Genomic DNA, 18,832 nt, shown 5'->3' with positions numbered 1-18,832 from the left:
CCTCGACGGCCCGATCCCCCATGGAATCGACGGGCCGCAAACGAAACAGGGCGCGAGGCGCCCTGTCGATGGCAAAGCACATTGTAGCTTGGGGCGGCGCCCGGCGATTCAAGCGCCGGCACGCCAGGCCCCGCAAGGCTCAGCCGCGGCCGCGGCGGCCCACCGGAATGGCGCCATCGCCGAGGAACTTGGCCGGGTTCACCACCACCCCGTCCTTCCACACCTCGAAGTGCACGTGGGCGCCGGTGGAACGGCCGGTGGAGCCGGCCTTGGCCACTTCCTGGCCGACCCGCACCAGGTCGCCGACCTTCACCGACAACCGCGAATTGTGCGCATAGCGGGTGACATAGCCATTGCCGTGGTCGACCTCGACCACGTTGCCGTAGCCGCCGCGCACGCCGGAATAGCTGACCACGCCGTCGGCCACCGCCAGCACCGGGTCGCCGACATTGGCGTGGAAGTCGATGCCCTTGTGGTTGCCGGTACCGCGGCCGAACGGATCGGCGCGGCCGCCGAAGGCCGAGGTGATGTAGCTGTTGCGGATCGGCATCCGCGAAGGCACCGCGTTCTGGTCCAGTTGGTGGTCGAACAGCAGCGATTCGAGCACCGACAACTGCTGGCCGGAGGTGGCGAACTGCTGCTGCAGCCCGTCCAGTTCCTTGCCGAGCTGCTGCGCGGGCATGTCGTGGCTGGGCTCGTCGTCGCCGCCACCGACGCCGACCGGCTGGTCGAAATCGAACTCGCCGTCCTGCAGCTTGCCCATGCGGGTCAGGCGATCGCCGAGTGCGTTGAGCCGGGTCGCCTGCGCCTGCAGTTCGCCCAGCCGCGCCGCCAGGGCGTTGACCTGGGTCTGCGCGTCGCGGCGCACCTGCGCCAGTTCCTGGTCCTGCCGCTCGAGCTTGGCGCGCAGTTGCGCCGACCCACCCCACCCGGCTGCAGCGCTGACGCCGATGCCGAGTACCATGCCGAGGCCGAGCACGGAACCGAGCGCGGCGAAGGGGCGGCGATCGGCGAAATCGCGCAATCGCCACGGTAACGTCTTGACCCCCTTTTCACTGGAACGGATTACGATCTTCTTGAACGTCATATGAGTTTTCATGTCTAAGCGAAAGTCCGGCGAAGGCCATACCGCCACGCCGCAGCCGGCGCTGGACGCCGCACTGGCGGACAAGGCGGGCGACCCGTTGCGCCGTGCCCTGTGGCTCGACGCGCTGGACCGGCAGTTACGCCCCCATCTGCCGCCGAACCTGGCCTCCCGGTGTCGGTTGGCCAACGTGAACGGCGAACAGCTCGTTTTTCTCGTTGAGTCTCCGGTCTGGCACGCCCGGGTCAGGCTGGCCGAGGCCGACATCCTTGCTGCGGCCCGTTCCCTCGGGCTGAAAGCCACCAAAGTGACCGTCAAGACTGCGACTGCACCCGCGCATTCCCCAATGCAGCAGGCAAGAAGCACGCCAGCTCCGGTTTCTGCGGCTACGCACAAGGGGCTGCGCGAGGCCCTGGCTTCCCTGCAGGACGTCGTCTCCGCGACGCCTGATGCGACCACGGGCTCCGACCGTGGCCGTCGACGTACGTAGACACGCACGCCGCGACCGACGCATCCTAGCGGGCGTCGGGCGTCAGGTCGTTACCGATTCGTTAAATCGGCGTTAAGGGGAGAAGAAGAACCGGTCGATTGCCGATTCCGTGATCTCTACCCGGGCGTCACCGGGTTGAACGGGTTCAGGCGTAAGCCGCCGCCCCGTAGGCCACCGGCGCCTGCTGCGCGGCGGATTCGAAGCTGACCCATTCCCACGCCGCCTGCTCGGCGAGCAGGGCGCGGACCAGCTTGTTGTTCAGTGCGTGGCCGGACTTGTAGCCCTCGTAGGCGCCGAGGATGGCACCGCCGGCCAGGTACAGGTCGCCGATCGCATCGAGGATCTTGTGGCGCACGAACTCGTCGGCGTAGCGCAGGCCGTCGTCATTGAGCACGCGGAACTCGTCGAGCACGATGGCGTTGTCCATCGAACCGCCCAGGCCGAGATTACGCTCGCGCATGTACTCCAGGTCGCGCATGAAGCCGAAGGTGCGCGCGCGGGAGATTTCCTTGATGTAGGCCATCGTCGAGAACTCGATCTCCTGGCGCGACTGCTTGGCCGGGATCATCGGGTGGTCGAACTGGATGGTGAAACCGAGCTTGTAGCCGCCGTCGTACGGCACGAAACGGGCGATCTTGTCGCCGTCGCGCACTTCGACCTCGCGCTTGATGCGGATGAAGCGCTTGGCCTTGTCCTGCTCGACGATGCCCGCCGACTGCAGCAGGAACACGAACGGACCGGCCGAGCCGTCCATGATCGGCAGTTCGGCCGAGGACAGTTCGACGATGGCGTTGTCCACGCCGAGGCCGGCCATCGCCGACATCAGGTGCTCCACCGTCTGGATCTTGGCCTGGCCGCGGCTCAGGCCGGTGCACAGCGTGGTCTCGGTGACCAGCTCGGCATCGGCAGGCACGTCCACCGCCGGATCCAGGTCCACGCGTCGGAACACGATGCCGTGGTCGGCCGGTGCGGGGCGCAGGGTCATGTAGACCTTGTCGCCGCTGTGCAGGCCCACGCCGGTGGCGCGGATCGTGTTCTTGAGGGTGCGTTGCTGGGTCATGGCAGACAGTCTGGGAACGTCTGTTCGCACGGGAACTGAACAGACAACGAGAATATCACGCGTTTAGCTAAATTTTAACAAAGCGGTCACAGCATCCCATGCTTGCAACACTGGCCCGTGCCGGCGTCGCGGTCGCAAAAACCTGCCGGGTCGCGGGGACCCGGCAGCAAGGGACATGGCGCGCCGGCCAGGGAGGCGCTCCCGGACGGCGGTGTTGCGGGCCGGCGCACGCGCCGGCCGATGACGCAGACCTCAGTCGGCCTGGCGGCGCAGAAACGCCGGGATGTCCAGGTAGTCGCTCGGCAGGTCGGCCGCGGCCGGTGCCGGTGCGGACGCCGCCGCGCTCATGCCGTCGCCGCTGGGACGGCGCAGGCCCAGGCCCATCGCACCGCCGACGGCCTTGGACACGGCGTCGCCGCCGTGCTCGAAGTCGCCGAACTCCGGCTGGCCGGTGGTGGCGTTGCGCACCAGCTTGATCGGCGCACGCTGCTCCGGACGCTGCGACTGGCGCGACACCGCACGGTTCAGGCCGGTGGCGACCACGGTCACGCGCACTTCGTCCTGCATGTCCGGATCCAGCACGGTGCCGACCACCACGGTGGCGTCCTCGGAAGAGAAGCCTTCGATGGTGCGGCCGATCTCGTCGAACTCGGCCATGGTGAAGTCCGGGCCGGCGGTGATGTTGACCAGGATGCCGTTGGCGCCGGCCAGGTTGACGTCGTCCAGCAGCGGGTTCTGGATCGCCGCTTCGGCGGCGGCCTGCGCGCGGTCGTCGCCGCGGGCCGAGCCGGTGCCCATCATCGCCAGGCCCATTTCCGACATCACGGTGCGCACGTCGGCGAAGTCGACGTTGATCAGGCCCGGACGCACGATCAGGTCGGCGATGCCCTGCACCGCGCCCTGCAGCACGTCGTTGGCGGCGCGGAACGCCTGGATCATGGTGGCGTTGCGGCCGAGCACGGTGATCAGCTTTTCATTCGGAATGGTGATCAGCGAGTCGCAGTGCTGGCTCAGTTCCTCGATGCCCTTCAGCGCCACCTGCATGCGGCGGCGGCCTTCGAACGGGAACGGCTTGGTGACCACGGCCACGGTCAGGATGCCCATTTCCTTGGCCAGCTGCGCCACCACCGGCGCAGCGCCGGTGCCGGTGCCGCCGCCCATGCCGGCGGTGATGAACACCATGTCCGCGCCCTGCAGCGCGTCCATGATGCGCTCGCGGTCTTCCAGCGCGGCCTGGCGGCCGACTTCCGGATTTGCGCCCGCGCCCAGGCCCTTGGTGACGTTGGTGCCGAGCTGCAGCTGCAGCTTGGCGCCGCAGTTCTTGATCGCCTGCGAGTCGGTGTTGGCGGTGATGAACTCCACGCCGTCCACGCTGCTGCTGACCATGTGCGCGACCGCGTTGCCGCCGCCGCCGCCCACGCCAACGACCTTGATCACTGCATTGGGTGCCATCTTTTCAATCAGTTCGAAATGCGCCATGTCCGTTTCCTCTTTGAGCCGTGAATGGGGAATCGGGAATGGGGAATCGGATCGCTCCGTTCGCCTGCCCGACACCCGCATTTCGGCGAGTGTTGTTGTTTGGAAGCTGGGAATGGGGAATCGGGAGTGGGGAATCGCAACAGCGCGTCTCCAGCCCGGGACCTTTTCCTCAGCGGAATTGCAAAAAACTACGCCTACCTACCTTCTCTCACCGCTCTCCACCGATCTCACCGCAGCACTGCCTTTGCTTTTGCTCTTACCCATTCCCAATTCCCGATTCACCATTCCCGGCCCTCAAAACTCGCCGCGATACCAGTTCTTCAATTTCTTGAACAAGCTGCCGGCGCGGCCGGTCGGCAGCGACGGGCGGCGCGGGTGCTCGATCTGGCTGCCCATCAGCAGCAGGCCCACGCCGGTGGCGTGCACCGGGTTGCCGACGACTTCGCCCAGGCCGGTGACGTGCTGGGGAATGCCCACGCGCACCGGCATCTGCACCATTTCCTCGGCCAGTTCGACCACGCCTTCCATCTTCGAGGCGCCGCCGGTCAGCACCATGCCGGCGCGTACCAGTTCCTCGAAGCCGGAGCGGCGCAGTTCCGCCTGCACCATCTCGAAGATTTCCTCGTAGCGGCCCTGCACCGCCTGCGCCAGCGAATGGCGCGGCATGCGCCGCGGCGGACGGTCGCCGACGCTGGGCACCTGGATGCTTTCTTCCGCGGTGGCCAGCTGCGCCAGCGCGCAGGCGTAACGCACCTTGATCTGCTCGGCTTCCGGGGTCGGCGTGCGCAGCATGTGCGCGATGTCGTTGGTGACGTGGTCGCCGGCGATCGGCAGCGAGGCGGTGTGGCAGATCGCGCCCTGCACGAACACCGCCAGATCGGTGGTGCCGGCGCCCATGTCCACCAGCACCACGCCCAGCTCGCGCTCGTCGGCGGTCAGCACTGCCACCGAAGACGCCAGCGAGGACAGGATCAGGTCGTCCACCTGCAGGCCGCAGCGCTGCACGCACTTGCTGATGTTGGCCGCGGCCGACTGCGCGCACACCACCAGGTGCGCGTGCACCTCCAGGCGCACGCCGGTCATGCCGACCGGGTTGCGGATGCCTTCCTGCGAATCGTCCAGCACGTACTCGCGCGGGATCGCGTGGAGGATGCGCTGGTCGGCCGGGATCGCCACCGCCTTGGCCGCTTCCAGCACGCGGTCCAGGTCGTTCCAGGTCACCTCGCCGTCGCGGATCGGGACGATGCCCGGCGAGTTCTTGCACTGCACGTGATTGCCGGAGATCGACGCGTAGACCGAGCGGATCTCGCAGCCGGCCATCAGCTCGGCTTCCTCGATCGCGCGCTGGATCGACTGCACGGTGGATTCGATGTCCACGACCACGCCGCGCTTGAGCCCGCGCGACTCATGCGAACCGATGCCGATCACCTCGATCGGGTTGCCGGGCGAGTATTCGCCGACCAGCGCGACGACCTTGGAGGTGCCGATGTCCAGTCCAACGATGAGGGATTTGTCGCCTTTGCGGTTCATGTCTTGGAGCCGGGAATAGAGAATCGGAAATGGGGAAGGGAGAAGAGCGGGCTCTCGCGATGGGATGGAGGGTCGGCCAGTGCCGCGTGCCGCGCGGGCTGGGCCGGCGCCGCAGGCTTCTTCTCCTTGCCCGGCTCCTTACTCGGCTCTTTGCTCTCGGGTACCCATGCCACGGTGAATCCGTTGGTGTAGCGCAGATCGGCGCGCGCCAGCGGCGGCTGGCCCGGCTGCAGCAATTGCGGCAGCACCCGGGCGAAGCGCTCCAGGCGGGCGCGCGCGTCGTCGCGGCCGACCACCACCTGCACGCCGTTGCCTAGCGCCAGCGACCAGCTGCCGCGCGCGTCCAGGGCCACGCCCTGCACCGGCAGGCCGACCGGGGCGAACAGCGCGCGCGAGGCGTTGTACAGCGCGACCACGTCGGCGGCCTTGGCGTCGGGGCCGGCCAGGTGCGGCAGCGCCACGTCGCGCAGTTCGTTGGGCAGGGCGAAGATGCGGCCCTGCTCGGACAGCATGCGGTCTTCGCCCCAGCGCGCGAACGGGCGGTGCTCGACGACGCGCACTTCCAGCACGTCCGGCCAGCGCTTGCGCACGCGTGCGCTCTCCACCCACGGCAGGCGCTCGATCGCGTCCTGCGCATCCTGCAGCCGCACCGCGAAGAAGCCGCGCCGCGCGTACGGCAGCACCACCTGGCGCAACTGCTCGGCGGACACGCGCTTGAAGTCGCCGCTCACCTGCAACCGGCTCAGCGGCCAGCGCTCGGCCCCGACCCAACCGTTGAGCACGGCTACGATCGGCAGCGCGACCAGGGCCAGCGCCAGCAGCCAGGCGAGGATGCGCAGGGAGGCGTTCATGGGCGCACCTTTCGGTGCGCGGGATTGGGGAATCGGGAATGGGGAATGGGGAAGGCACAAGCGGCCGCGCACGCGGCACCGCTGTTACCCATTCCCGATTCCCGATTCCCGATTCCCGGCTTCACAGCGTCTGCTCCAGGATGCGCCAGCACAGGCCGGCGAAATCCACGCCCAGTTGCGCGGCGGCCTTGGGCACCAGCGAGTGGCTGGTCATGCCCGGGGCGGTGTTGACCTCGATCAGCTGCAGGCCACGCACGCGGTCGCGCATCACGTCCACGCGACCCCAGCCGCTGCAGCCGGCGGCGGCGAAGGCCTGCAGCGCGAGCTGGCGGATCTCGGTCTCGTCCTCGCCCTGCATGCCCGGGCACAGGTACTGGGTGTCCTCGGCGATGTACTTGGCGTGGTAGTCGTACCAGTCGCCGGCGGGGACGATGCGGATCGACGGCAGCGCGACGTCGCCGAGGATGCCGACGGTGTATTCCTCGCCCTGCACCATCTGCTCCATCAGCAGTTCGCCGCGGTAGTCGGCGGCGAAGGCGCGCACCGGCGCCAGGTCGGCCTCGGACAGCACGCGGAACACGCCGACGCTGGAGCCTTCGCAGGCCGGCTTGACGAACAGCGGGTAGCCCAGCGCGGCGGCGGCCGCGGCCAGGTCGGCCTGGGCGTCGATGCGGGCGAAGCCCGGGGTCGGCAGGCCGGCGGCGATCCACACCTGCTTGGTGCGGATCTTGTCCAGGGTCAGCGCGCTGCCGAGCACGTCGGGGCCGGTGAACGGCACCTGCAGCGCGCGCAGCAGGCCCTGCAGCACGCCGTTCTCGCCGTCGCCGCCGTGGAGGATGTTGAAGACGCGATCGACCTCGCCAGCGCGGATGCGCTCGAGCAAGGCAGGAATGCCATCCACCGGCTGCGCGTCGACGCCGCGGCTGCGCAGCGCCTCGAGCACGTTGGCGCCGGAGTTCAGCGACACCTCGCGTTCGCTGGACGTGCCGCCGAGCAGCACGGCGACGCGGCCGAACGCGGCCGGGTCGGTGACGCGCGGCGGCGGCAGGGTCTGCGCGCTCATGCGTCCGCTCCGCCGGCGAAGCCGTGCTGGGCGATGTGCTGGGCGACGTAGCCGATGTCGCCCGCGCCCATCATCAGCAGCAGGTCGCCGTCCTGCAGCACGTCCGGCAGCACGCTGTCGAGTTCGCCGACCTGGCCGACCACCACCGGCTCGCTGCGGCCGCGCGCGCGGATCGCGCGGGCCAGCGAGCGTGCGTCTGCCCCCGGGATCGGCGCCTCGCCGGCCGGGTAGACCTCGCTGAGCACCAGCGCGTCCACTTCCGACAGCACCGCGGCGAACGCGTCGAACTGGTCGCGGGTGCGGCTGTAGCGATGCGGCTGGAACGCGACCACCAGGCGCTTGTCGGGCCAGCCGCCGCGGGCGGCGGCGAACACCGCGGCCAGTTCGCGCGGGTGGTGGCCGTAGTCGTCGACCACGCGCACGCGCGCGCCGCCAGCGGTGGTCACTTCGCCCAGATCGTTGAAGCGGCGGCCGATGCCGGCGAAGCTCTGCAGCGCGCTGGCGATCGCCTCCGGCGCCACGCCCAGCTGCCAGCCGATGGCGGCGGCGGCCAGCGCGTTGAGCACGTTGTGCCGACCTGGCAACGCCAGGGTCACCGGGATGCTGCTGCCTTCCGGCAGGCGCAAGGTGAAGCGCATGCGCGGGCCGTCCTGGACCACGTCCTCGGCGCGCACGTCGGCGTTCTCGCTGAGGCCGTAGCTCATCACATGGCGTGGCGTCTTCGCCGCCAGCGCGGCCACTTCCGGATCGTCGATGCACAAGACCGCCAGGCCGTAGAACGGCAGGCGCTGAAGGAACTCGGCGAATGCGGCCTGGACCCGGGCGAAATCGTTGCCGTAGTTCTCCAGGTGGTCGGCATCGATGTTGGTGATGACCGAGATCAGCGGGTTCAGGCGCAGGAAGCTGCCGTCGCTTTCGTCGGCCTCGGCCACCAGCCACTGGCCGCCGCCGAGCTTGGCGTTGGCGCCGGCGGCGAGCAGTTGGCCGCCGATCACGAAGGTCGGGTCCAGCCCGCCTTCGCTGAGCACCGCCGCGGCCAGGCTGGTGGTGGTGGTCTTGCCGTGGGTACCGGCCACCGCGATGCCGCGGCGGAAGCGCATCAGTTCGGCCAACATCGCCGCGCGCGGCATGATCGGGATGCGCTGGCTGCGCGCTTCCATCAGTTCCGGGTTGTCTTCGCGGATCGCGCTGGACACCACCACGCAGTCGGTGCCGAGCACGTTGGCTGCCGAGTGCCCGCGCATCACCCGTGCGCCGAGCTTGACCAGGCGCCGGGTCGCCGCGTTGTCGGCGTTGTCCGAGCCGGAGACCTCATAGCCCAGGGTCAGCATGACCTCGGCGATGCCGCTCATGCCGGTACCGCCGATGCCGACGAAGTGCACGCGCGGGAATGCGCGGACCAGATCGCCGGTGTCGTGGAGACGGCGAATCACAGGGCACCTCCGGTGGAGGTGCCGGGATTGGGGATTCGGGATTGGGGATTCGTGTCGCTGGCGGCTGGTTGCCGCAGCGCTGCACGTTGTACGGGTGTCTGCATGGTGTCCTGCTTGTGCTCCTGCTTTTTGCCAATCCCCAATCCCGAATCCCGACTCCCGGCTTCTTCGAGCACGATGTCCGCAATCCGCTCGGCCGCATCCGGCTTGGCCAGCTGGCGCGCGGCCTCGGCCATCGCCAGGCGCTGCGCCGGCTGTGTCAGCAGGTCGCGCAGCACGCGCTGCAGGTGGCCGGCCAGGGCGTCGTCCTGCTTCAGCAGCACGGCGGCGCCGCGCTCGACCAGGTATTCGGCGTTGCGGGTCTGGTGGTCGTCGACGGCGGCGGCGAACGGCACCAGCACGCTGCCGATGCCGACCGCGCACAGTTCGGCCAGGGTCGATGCGCCGGCGCGGCACACCACCAGGTCGGCCCAGGCGTAGGCGGCGGCCATGTCGCCGATGAAGGCTTCGACGCTGGCGGCGACGCCGGCGTCGGCGTAGGCGCGCGCGGCTTCCTCGCGCAGCGCTTCGCCGCACTGGTGGCGCACCTCGACGGCCACGCCGAGCGCGGCCAGCGCCTGCGGCAACGCCTGGTTGAGCACGCGTGCGCCCTGGCTGCCGCCCAGCACCAGCAGCCGCGGCGCGCCGTGGCGCGCGGCCAGGCGCTGCGCCGGCGGCGCCAGCGCGGCGATCTCGGCACGCACCGGGTTGCCCACCGCCTCCTCGCGCGTGGCGAAGCTGCCGGGGAAGCCGGTCAGCACGCGCCGCGCGACCCGCGCCAGCACCTTGTTGGTCAGGCCCGGCGCGCGGTTCTGCTCGTGCACCAGCAGCGGCAGCTTGAGCAGCCGCGCGGCCAGGCCGCCGGGGCCGGCCGCGAAGCCACCGAAGCTGATCACCGCGCGCGGCGCCCGCCGGCGCAGCACGAAGCCGGCGGCGCGCACCGCCCGCATCACCCGCACCGGCGCGCCGAACAGGGCTAGCGCGCCCTTGCCGCGCAGCCCGCCGATCTCGATCGTGTCCAGCTCGATGCCGTGCTCCGGCACCAGCCGCGTTTCCATGCGCCCGGCCGCGCCCAGCCACACCACCGGCACGCCGCGCGCACGCAGCACCTTGGCCACGGCCAGCGCGGGGAAGATGTGCCCGCCGGTGCCGCCGGCGAGGATCATCACCGGACGATCGCCCTGCACCGCGCTCATCCGAGCCTCCCGAAGGTGGGTTCGACCCGCGGCTGCATGCGGCTGGTGCCGCGCCCCGGTGCACCCTGGATCGCCGCGGCGACCGCGCTGGCGCTGGCCTCGCGTGCGGCCTGCAGGTCTTCGGCGTTGTCCACGGTCTGCTTGACCGGCATCGCCGCGTCGCTGCGCACCAGCGCCACCTGGCGCTCGGCGCGGTTGAGTTCGTAGGACACGCGCAGCAGCAGGCCCATCGCCGCGCAGGTCATCAGCACGCTGGAGCCACCGGCGGAGATCAGCGGCAGGGTCAGGCCCTTGGTCGGCAGGATGCCCAGGTTCACGCCGACCGAGACGAAGCTCTGCAGGCTGATCCACAGGCCGATGCCGAAGGCAATGTAGCCGGAGAAGTGGCGCTTCATCTCCACGCAGCGCATGCCCAGCCAGAACGCGCGACCGACCAGCAGCGCGTACAGCGAGATGATCAGGCACACGCCGACGAAACCCAGTTCCTCGGCGATGACCGAGAAGATGAAGTCGGTGTGCGCTTCCGGCAGGTAGTTGAGCTTCTGCACCGAACCGCCGAGGCCGACCCCGAACAGTTCGCCGCGGCCCACCGCCATCAACGCATTGGACAACTGGTAGCCGGAGCCGAGCTGGTCGGCCCACGGATCCAGGAACGAGGTGATGCGGCGCAGGCGATACGGCTCGAGGATCGCGATGAAGGCGAACACCGGCAGGCCGATCACGATCGGCATCGACATGCGCGGCAGGTTCACCCCGCCCAGCACCAGCATGCCGGCGGTGATCGCCAGCAGCAGCGTGGAGGAGCCGAAGTCCGGCTGCAGCAGCAGCAGGCCGACCAGCGCCACCGCCACGCCCAGCGGCTTGAGCATTGCCGGCCAGGTCGCGTTGACCTCGTCGCGGAAGCGCACCAGGTAGCTGGACAGCCACACGATGTACAGCACCTTCACCGCTTCCACGGTCTGGAAGCGCGAGATGCCCAGGTTGATCCAGCGCCGCGCGCCGTTGACCGTACTGCCCAGGCCGGGCACGAACACCACCAGCAGCAGGCCGAAGCAGGCCAGCAGCAGCAACTGGTTGTACTGCTCGATGTTCTTCAGCTCGGTGCGCATCGCCCAGAACGCCAGGCCGATGCCGCCGGCCAGGAACAGCAGGTGGCGGCTCAGGTAGTAGAACGGGCTGGTGGTCAGCTCGATCGAGCTGGAGCCGACCATCACCACGCCCAGCGACGCCAGCGCCACCGCGGCGCCGAGCAGCCACGGGTCGTAGCGGCCACCGATGGCCTCCAGGCGGGTCGCTTGGCGAGCGGCGTCGTTCATCAGCGCACCTTCAACGTGGCCAGGCCGACCAGCACCAGCACCACCGAAATGATCCAGAAGCGCACGATCACCCGCGGCTCCGGCCAGCCCTTCAGCTCGAAGTGGTGGTGGATCGGCGCCATGCGGAACACACGCTTGCCGGTGAGCTTGAACGAGGCGACCTGGATCATCACCGACAGGGTCTCGATGACGAACACGCCGCCCATGATCACCAGCACCAGTTCCTGGCGCACGATCACTGCGATGGTGCCCAGCACCGCGCCCAGCGCCAGCGCGCCGATGTCGCCCATGAACACCATCGCCGGATAGGTGTTGAACCACAGGAAGCCCAGGCCCGCACCGGCGATCGCCGCGCAGATGATGATCAGTTCGCCGGCGCCGGGAATCGTGGGGATCTTCAGGTAGGCGGAGAACACCGCGTTGCCCGACGCATAGGCGAACACGCCCAGCGCGCAGGCCACCAACACGGTCGGCATGATCGCCAGGCCGTCCAGGCCATCGGTCAGGTTGACCGCGTTGGAGAAGCCGACGATCCAGAAATAGGCGATGGCGACGAAGCTGATCCCCGCCAGCGGCAGCGCGATCGACTTGAACATCGGGATATAGAAGGTGATCGCCGCCGGCACATCGGCGGTGTAGTACAGGAACAGGCCGGCGGCCAGGCCGAAGATCGACTGCAGCAGGTACTTCCAGCGCGACTTCAGCCCGTTCGGGTCGCGGCGCACGATCTTGATCCAGTCGTCGTACCAGCCGATCACGCCGAACGCCAGCATCACCGCCAGCACCAGCCACACGTAGCGGTTGCGCAGGTCGCCCCACAGCAGCACCGACAGCAGCACGGTGAGCAGGATCAGCGAGCCGCCCATGGTCGGGGTGCCGGCCTTGGAGAAGTGGGTCTGCGGGCCGTCCTGGCGGATCGGCTGGCCGCCCTTGAACTGCGCCAGCTTGCGGATCACCGCCGGGCCCAGCCACAGCGACAGGAACAGCGAGGTCAGCGCCGCGAGGATGCCGCGGAAGGTCAGATAGCCGAACAGCCCGAACATGCTTTCGAGCTGCTGCAGCCAGCGGGCGAGTTCAAGCAGCATGCGGCGCCTCCTGTGCCTGGTTCAGCAGCGCGCGGACCACGGTGTCCATGGCGCTGCCGCGCGAGCCCTTGACGAGGAGCGTGGCCGGGGCCGGCTGGAGCGCGCCATGCGACGGCGCGCCGGTGGTCTCATGCATCTGCTTCGATTCCTGCTCTTGATCCTGCGTATGTCGCGTCGCGGCCACGGCCGCCAGGTCGCGCTGCAGCGCCTCGATCAGCGCCGCATGGCTGTCGAACACCCTGCCGTTCTCGCCGAAGGCCTGCGCGGCGTGGGCGCTGAGCGGGCCGAGCGCGTACAGCCGGGTCAGCCCGGCGTCGCGCGCGCGGCGCCCGCCGCTGGCGTGCAGGGCTGCGGCGTCGGCGCCGAGTTCGCGCATGTCGCCGAGCACCAGCCAGCGCTCGCCGCCGGCCGCGGCCAGCGCATCGATCGCCGCGGCCAGCGAGCCGGGGTTGGCGTTGTAGCTGTCGTCGATCAGCACCGCGCCGTCGGGCAGCGTGTGGGTGATCTGCCGGCCGGGGACCGGCTGCACCTGCGCCAGGCCGGCGGCGATGCGCGCCGGGGCCACGCCCAGCGCCAGCGCCAGCGCGGCGGCGGCCAGGGCGTTCTGCAGATTGTGCCGACCCGGCAGCGGCAGCGTCGCCTCGACGTCGCCGCGCGGCGTGGTCAGCACGAACTGGGTGCGGTCGGCGGCCATGCGGATCTGCGCGGCACCGACCTCGGCGCCCGGCTGCAGGCCGAAGCGCAGCACCTGCGGCCGCGCCTCGCCGGTCGGCAGGCGCTGCTCGAACCACAGGCCGAAGGCGTCGTCGGCATTGATCACCGCGGTGCCGTCGGCCGGCAGCGCGGTGTAGATGGCGCCCTTGGTCTGCGCCACGCCAAGCAGGCTGCCCATGCGCTCCAGGTGCGCGGCGGCGACGTTGTTGACCAGCGACACCTGCGGCGGCGCAATGTCGGTGAGATAGGCGATGTCGCCCGGCTTGCCGGCGCCCATTTCGTAGATCGCGTAGTCGGCGTCGTCCGGCGCCTCGATCACCGCCAGCGGCAGGCCGATCTCGTTGTTGCGGTTGCCGGGGTTGGCGTAGACGCTGCCGCCGTCGATGCGGCAAGCATGCTGCAGGATCGCCAGCAGCAGCGCCTTGACGCTGGTCTTGCCGTTGCTGCCGGTGATCGCGGCCACGCGGGTGGCGCGGCCGCGCTGCATGCCGGCGGCGATCCGCGCCAGCGCCAGCTCGGTGTCGGCGGCGACGATCTGCGGCAGTTCGATCTGCGGCTGCACGCGCTCCACCAGCAGTGCGCTGGCGCCGCGCGCAGCGGCGTCGGCGACGAAGGCGTGGCCATCGAAACGCTCGCCGCGCAGCGCCACGTACAGGCTGCCGGCGGCCAGGCTGCGGGTGTCGTGGCTGATCACGTCGATCGCCACATCGTCACCATGCAGTTCGGCGCCGGCCCAGTGCGCGATCATCGACAACGGCAGGCGCTTCATCGGGCCGCCTCCGTCGCATGCGCGCGCAGGGCGTGCGCGGCGACCTCGGTATCGTCGAATGCATGGCGCACGCCGGCGATCTCCTGGTAGGGCTCGTGGCCCTTGCCGGCGATCAGCACGATGTCCTTGGCACCGGCATCGGCCACCGCCATGGCGATGGCCTGCGCGCGGTCGCGCTGCACCTGCACCGCCTGCATGCCGTCGAAACCGGCCAGGATGTCGGCGACGATGGCATCGCCGTCCTCGCCACGCGGGTTGTCGTCGGTGACCACCACGCGCTCGGCCAGACGCTGCGCGATCGCCGCCATCTGCGGGCGCTTGCCGGTGTCGCGCTCGCCGCCGCAGCCGAACACGCAGGTGATGCGGCCCTGCGCGTGCGCGCGCAGGCTCTGCAGCGCCTGCTCCAGCGCGTCGGGCGTGTGTGCGTAATCGACCACCACCAGCGGCTGCGCGCCATCGCCGCCAAGCCGGTTCATGCGCCCGCGGATCGGCTGCAACTGCGCCAGGGTGGCGGCGATGCGCACCGGCGCCACGTCCAGCGCATGCAGCGCGCCGGCCACGGCCAGCAGGTTGTCGACGTTGAAACGGCCCAGCAACGGCGACTGCAGCGGATGCCGCTCCTCGCCGATCGCCAGGGTGAAGCCGATGCCGCGCGCGTCCAGGCGCAGCGCCTCGGCGCGCACCTCGGCGCCATCCTGGCCGCGCGAGCTGACCGCGATGCGGCGCAGCGCCGGATCCAGCGTGCCCAGCAACTCGCGGCCGAACGCATCGTCCAGGTTGACCACCGCCGACTTCAGCCCCGGCGTGGCGAACAGGCGCGCCTTGGCGGCGCCGTAACTGGCAATGTCGCCGTGATAGTCGAGATGGTCGCGGGTGAGATTGGTGAACACGGCCACGTCGAAATGCACCGCATCCACGCGGCCCTGGTCGAGCGCGTGCGAGCTGACTTCCATCGCCACCGCCTGCGCGCCGGCGTCGCGCAACTGCGCCAGCAGCGCGTGCAGCGGCAGCACCAGCGGCGTGGTGAAGCCGGTCGGCTGCACCTGCCCGTACAGGCCGGCGCCGAGCGTGCCGATGCTGCCGCTGCGCGTGCCCAGCAGGTGCCAGGCCTGCGTCAGCAGTTGCACGGTGGAGGTCTTGCCGTTGGTGCCGGTGACCCCGACCATGGTCATGGTCTGCGACGGATGGCCGTGGAACTGGTCGGCCATCGCGCCCATGCGCGCGCGCAGGCCCGGCACCGCGATCGCATCGGCCGGCGCCGGCAGTTCGGCCGGGGCCGGCGGGTCGTACAGCACCGCGACCGCGCCGTTGGCGCGCGCCTGCTCGACGAAGCCCAGGCCATGCGCGCCGAAGCCGGCGATCGCCACGAAGGCATCGCCCGGGCGCACCGCGCGGCTGTCCATGACCAGCCCGGACACCTGCACGTCATGCGCCAGCGCCACGCCCGGCAGCAGTTGCGACAGCGACATGGCGCGGGTCACTGGCGGGTCTCCTGCAGCGGCGCAGGCAACGCGGCCGGCGCCGGCGGCGCCACCGCACGCGCGCTGGGCAGCGCGGCATCGACCTCGGCGGCGGCGTCGGGCACGGTGGCCGGATCCGGCTCCACCGGCGCCGCCGGCGGCGCATGGCCGCTCTTGCCGGCGGCCTGCGCGGCAAGCCACGACTGGATGTCGTCCGGCGGCACGTCCATCAGGCGCAGCGCGCCTTCCATCACGTTGTGGAACACCGGCGCCGAGACCAGGCCGCCGTAGTACTTGGCGCCCTGCGGGTCGTTGATGACGATGACCGTGGCAAAGCGCGGATTGCTCGCCGGCACCAGGCCCGCGAACAGCGCGTTGTAGTGGCCGCGCTCGTAGCCGCCGGGGCCGGCCTTGCGCGCGGTGCCGGTCTTGCCGGCGACGTGGTAGCCCAGGATCGCCGCGCCCTTTGCGCCGCCCTGGGTGACCACCGTCTCCATCATCGCCACCACTTCCTTGGAGATCGCCGGGTCCAGCACCTGCTTGCTGTCCTCGTGCTGGCCCTTGACGAAGGTCGGGGTCACCAGGCGCCCGCCGTTGCCCAGCGCGCAGTAAGCGCGGGCGATCTGCAGCGGCGTCACCGACAGGCCGTAGCCGTAGGACATGGTGGTCTTGGACGAACCGCTCCAGCGCGCCGGCGACGGGAACACGCCGGCCGATTCGCCGGGAAAGCCGCTGTGCGGGGAACTGCCGTAGCCGTAGCTGTGGACCTGATCGTAGAAGGTCTGGTCCGGCAGCTTGGCCGCGATCTTGGCCGCGCCGATGTTGGAGCTGCGGGTGATCACCCCGGTCACGGTCAGCACGCCGTTGTTGCGCGGCACGTCCTTGATGGTGAAGCGGCCCACCGACATGTAGCCGGGGTTGGTGTCGATCAGCGTGTCCTTGGTCACCACCCCGGCCTTGAGCGCGGTGGAGATGGTCAGCGGCTTCATCGTCGAGCCCGGCTCGACCAGGTCGGTGACCGCGCGGTTGCGGCGCACGTCCGGGTTGACCCCGTTGACTGCGTTGGGGTTGTAGGTCGGCAGATTGACCATGGCCAGGATCTCGCCGGTGGCCACGTCCATGATCACGATCGAGCCGCCCGCGGCCTTGTTCTCGACCAGCGCGTTGCGCAGTTCCTTGTAGGCCAGGAACTGAATGCGGCGGTCGATGCTCAGGGTCAGGTCCTTGCCCGGCTGCGCCGGCTTGACCAGGTCGATGCTCTCGACGATCGCGCCCTTGCGGTCGCGGATCACGCGCTTGGCGCCCGGCTTGCCGCGCAGCCAGGCATCGAACGCCAACTCCAGCCCTTCCTGGCCGCGGTCGTCGATGTTGGTGAAGCCCAGCACGTGCGCCATCGCTTCGCCCTGCGGGTAGAAGCGGCGGAATTCGCGCTGCGAGAACACGCCGGGAATGCCCAGCGCGACCACCGCATGCGCCTTGTCCGGATTGATCCGGCGCTTGAGGTACATGAACTCCTTGTCCGCCTTCTGCGACAGCTTGGCGGTCAGTTCGTCGACCGGCAGCTCCAGCGCCTGCGCCAGCTGCGGGATGCGGTCCGGGCTGCGCAGCAGTTCCTGCGGGTTGACCCAGATCGATTCCACCGGCGTGGACACCGCCAGCGGCTCGCCGTTGCGGTCGGTGATCATGCCGCGCGAGGTGGCGATCGGCAGTTCGCGCAGGTAGCGCGCTTCGCCCTGGCGCTGGTAGAAGTCGCTGTTGATCAGCTGCACGTAGGCCGCACGGCCGATCAGCGTCACCGAGCACAGGCCCAGCGCCGCGCCGACCAGCGCCAGGCGGCCGCGCAGGTTGAAGTTGCTGCGGGGGCGATTGCGGCCGCTCTTGTTCACGGACGCACCACCACGATGTCGCCGGTCTCGGGGAACTTCATCCCCAGCCGCTCGCGCGCGACCTGGTCGACGCGATTGCTCTCGGCCCAGGTCGCCTGCTCCAGCTGCAGCCGGCCGAACTCGATGTTCAGCTCGTCGCGGTTGTGCTCCAGCCGCGACAGCTCCACGAACAACTGGCGATGGCGATGGCGCATGTACACCACCCCGATCGCCGAGGCGATGGTGCAGGCGAGCAGCACGAGCAGCAGCAGCCGGCTCATGGCGCGCTCCTGTGGAGCGCGCCATGCGCCGGCGGGAATGGGGAAACGGGAATGGGGAATGGGGAAGAGCCGGCCGACTGCGCACGGAAACCTTCCGTGCCGGGAAGCGCGCTCTTGCTTTCGCCTTTACCGATTCCCGATTCCCGACTCCCGATTCCCAGCTTCTCAGCCACCCGCAACACCGCGCTGCGCGCGCGCGGGTTCGCCGCCAGTTCGTCGGCGTCGGCCTTGATCGCGCCGCCGTGCAGGCGCAGGGTCGGCACGAAGGTCGTGGCCTCGGGCAGGCGGCGGTTGCTCGGCGGGGCCTTGGCGTGGCGCTGCATGAACTGCTTGACGATGCGGTCTTCCAGCGAGTGGAAGCTGATCACCGCCAGGCGGCCGCCGGGCTTGAGCCGGGCCAGCGCCGCGTCCAGGCCGGTTTCCAGATCGGCCAGTTCGCGGTTGATATGGATGCGGATGGCCTGGAAGCTGCGCGTGGCCGGGTGGGTCTTGCTGTCGCCGCGCGGCATCACGCTGGCGATCAGGTCGGCCAGTTCGGCGGTGCGCGTCAGCGGCTGCTTCTCGCGGCGGGCGACGATGGCGCGGGCGATGCGCCGGCTCTGCCGCTCTTCGCCGTAGGTCCACAGCACGTCGGCGATCTCGCGCTCCTCGGCGCGCGCCAGCCACTGCGCCGCGCTCTCGCCTGCGTCCGGGTCCATGCGCATGTCCAGCGGGCCATCCTTGCCGAAGGAGAAGCCGCGCGCGGCCACGTCCAGCTGCGGCGAGGACACGCCCAGGTCGAACAGCACCCCGTCCAGCGCGGTGGCGGCGTCCCACTGGCCCAGCTCGGCGAAGCTGCCGCGATAGATGGACACGCGCGCGTCGGCGCCGAACGCGTGTTCGGCTTCGGCGATCGCCTCGGGGTCCTTGTCCATCACCAGCAGCCGGCCTCCTGGGCCGAGTTTGTGCAGCACCCCGCGCGCGTGTCCGCCACGCCCGAACGTGCCATCCAGATAGATTCCGTTTTCGATCACCTGCAGCCCGTCCAGGACCTGCGCGAACAACACCGGCACATGCGCCGCCGATGGTTGCGACACCGGGAGGTGACCGGCCTGCGCCTGTCCGCGCATCCGGACAC

At 70.0% G+C, this 18,832-nt stretch carries 16 protein-coding genes; 1 reads left to right on the top strand and 15 read right to left on the bottom strand.

The window, feature by feature from the left end; all coding sequences use genetic code 11:
- Positions 1 to 139 precede the first annotated feature (139 nt).
- Positions 140 to 1,087 carry a M23 family metallopeptidase gene (locus tag RAB71_RS04215; RefSeq protein WP_010340117.1) on the bottom strand — a complete coding sequence of 316 codons (948 nt, stop codon included), beginning with the start codon at positions 1,085 to 1,087 and terminating at the stop codon, positions 140 to 142.
- A gap of 10 nt (positions 1,088 to 1,097) precedes the next feature.
- Here RAB71_RS04215 and RAB71_RS04210 point away from each other — a divergent pair, with 10 nt between their 5' ends.
- Positions 1,098 to 1,574, top strand: coding sequence for a DUF721 domain-containing protein (locus RAB71_RS04210; protein ID WP_010340118.1), 477 nt, complete (start codon positions 1,098 to 1,100; stop codon positions 1,572 to 1,574).
- Positions 1,575 to 1,719: 145 nt separating this feature from the next.
- Here the strand turns inward: RAB71_RS04210 and lpxC are convergent, their stop codons facing one another.
- The 14 genes from lpxC to rsmH form a co-directional block, all read right to left on the bottom strand.
- Positions 1,720 to 2,634 (bottom strand): UDP-3-O-acyl-N-acetylglucosamine deacetylase, encoded by a 915-nt coding sequence (gene lpxC, locus RAB71_RS04205; RefSeq protein ID WP_010340119.1) that lies wholly within the window; start codon positions 2,632 to 2,634, stop codon positions 1,720 to 1,722.
- Positions 2,635 to 2,886: 252 nt separating this feature from the next.
- Positions 2,887 to 4,113 carry a cell division protein FtsZ gene (ftsZ, locus tag RAB71_RS04200; protein ID WP_010340120.1) on the bottom strand — a complete coding sequence of 409 codons (1,227 nt, stop codon included), beginning with the start codon at positions 4,111 to 4,113 and terminating at the stop codon, positions 2,887 to 2,889.
- A gap of 294 nt (positions 4,114 to 4,407) precedes the next feature.
- The gene (ftsA, locus tag RAB71_RS04195; RefSeq protein ID WP_010340121.1) at positions 4,408 to 5,643 is read right to left on the bottom strand and encodes a cell division protein FtsA; all 1,236 of its coding nucleotides are present in this window, start codon (positions 5,641 to 5,643) and stop codon (positions 4,408 to 4,410) included.
- Positions 5,640 to 6,494, bottom strand: a complete 855-nt coding sequence (locus RAB71_RS04190) for a cell division protein FtsQ/DivIB (RefSeq protein WP_010340122.1) — start codon at positions 6,492 to 6,494, stop codon at positions 5,640 to 5,642. The genes ftsA and RAB71_RS04190 overlap by 4 nt, the downstream gene beginning before the upstream one ends.
- Before the next feature lie 121 nt (positions 6,495 to 6,615).
- Positions 6,616 to 7,557: a D-alanine--D-alanine ligase gene (locus RAB71_RS04185; protein WP_010340123.1), complete on the bottom strand. Its 942-nt coding sequence runs from the start codon at positions 7,555 to 7,557 to the stop codon at positions 6,616 to 6,618.
- Positions 7,554 to 8,990 (bottom strand): UDP-N-acetylmuramate--L-alanine ligase, encoded by a 1,437-nt coding sequence (gene murC / locus RAB71_RS04180; protein ID WP_010340124.1) that lies wholly within the window; start codon positions 8,988 to 8,990, stop codon positions 7,554 to 7,556. The genes RAB71_RS04185 and murC overlap by 4 nt, the downstream gene beginning before the upstream one ends.
- Complete coding sequence (gene murG, locus RAB71_RS04175; RefSeq protein ID WP_104609617.1) at positions 8,987 to 10,225, bottom strand: undecaprenyldiphospho-muramoylpentapeptide beta-N-acetylglucosaminyltransferase; 1,239 nt, start codon at positions 10,223 to 10,225, stop codon at positions 8,987 to 8,989. Before murG ends, murC begins: the two co-directional genes overlap by 4 nt.
- Positions 10,222 to 11,541 carry a putative lipid II flippase FtsW gene (ftsW, locus tag RAB71_RS04170; protein ID WP_010344434.1) on the bottom strand — a complete coding sequence of 440 codons (1,320 nt, stop codon included), beginning with the start codon at positions 11,539 to 11,541 and terminating at the stop codon, positions 10,222 to 10,224. The genes murG and ftsW overlap by 4 nt, the downstream gene beginning before the upstream one ends.
- Entirely contained in the window at positions 11,541 to 12,626 is a 1,086-nt protein-coding gene (mraY, locus tag RAB71_RS04165; RefSeq protein WP_010344435.1) for a phospho-N-acetylmuramoyl-pentapeptide-transferase, read from the bottom strand. Before mraY ends, ftsW begins: the two co-directional genes overlap by 1 nt.
- The gene (murF, locus tag RAB71_RS04160; RefSeq protein ID WP_104609618.1) at positions 12,616 to 14,109 is read right to left on the bottom strand and encodes a UDP-N-acetylmuramoyl-tripeptide--D-alanyl-D-alanine ligase; all 1,494 of its coding nucleotides are present in this window, start codon (positions 14,107 to 14,109) and stop codon (positions 12,616 to 12,618) included. Before murF ends, mraY begins: the two co-directional genes overlap by 11 nt.
- Positions 14,106 to 15,590 (bottom strand): UDP-N-acetylmuramoyl-L-alanyl-D-glutamate--2,6-diaminopimelate ligase, encoded by a 1,485-nt coding sequence (locus tag RAB71_RS04155; RefSeq protein WP_010344438.1) that lies wholly within the window; start codon positions 15,588 to 15,590, stop codon positions 14,106 to 14,108. Before RAB71_RS04155 ends, murF begins: the two co-directional genes overlap by 4 nt.
- The gene (locus RAB71_RS04150) at positions 15,587 to 17,455 is read right to left on the bottom strand and encodes a penicillin-binding protein 2 (protein WP_041500523.1); all 1,869 of its coding nucleotides are present in this window, start codon (positions 17,453 to 17,455) and stop codon (positions 15,587 to 15,589) included. Before RAB71_RS04150 ends, RAB71_RS04155 begins: the two co-directional genes overlap by 4 nt.
- On the bottom strand, positions 17,452 to 17,715 hold the full coding sequence (gene ftsL / locus RAB71_RS04145; RefSeq protein WP_010344441.1) for a cell division protein FtsL: 264 nt from the start codon (positions 17,713 to 17,715) through the stop codon (positions 17,452 to 17,454). Before ftsL ends, RAB71_RS04150 begins: the two co-directional genes overlap by 4 nt.
- A complete protein-coding gene (gene rsmH, locus RAB71_RS04140) occupies positions 17,712 to 18,824 on the bottom strand; it encodes a 16S rRNA (cytosine(1402)-N(4))-methyltransferase RsmH (protein ID WP_010344443.1) in 1,113 nt (370 codons plus the stop codon). Before rsmH ends, ftsL begins: the two co-directional genes overlap by 4 nt.
- Positions 18,825 to 18,832 lie beyond the last annotated feature (8 nt).

The organism is Xanthomonas sacchari (assembly GCF_040529065.1).
Taxonomy (GTDB): Bacteria; Pseudomonadota; Gammaproteobacteria; order Xanthomonadales; family Xanthomonadaceae; genus Xanthomonas_A; species Xanthomonas_A sacchari.
Note: the sequence above shows the minus strand (reverse complement) of the source record. Positions and strands in the feature narration are given on the sequence as shown.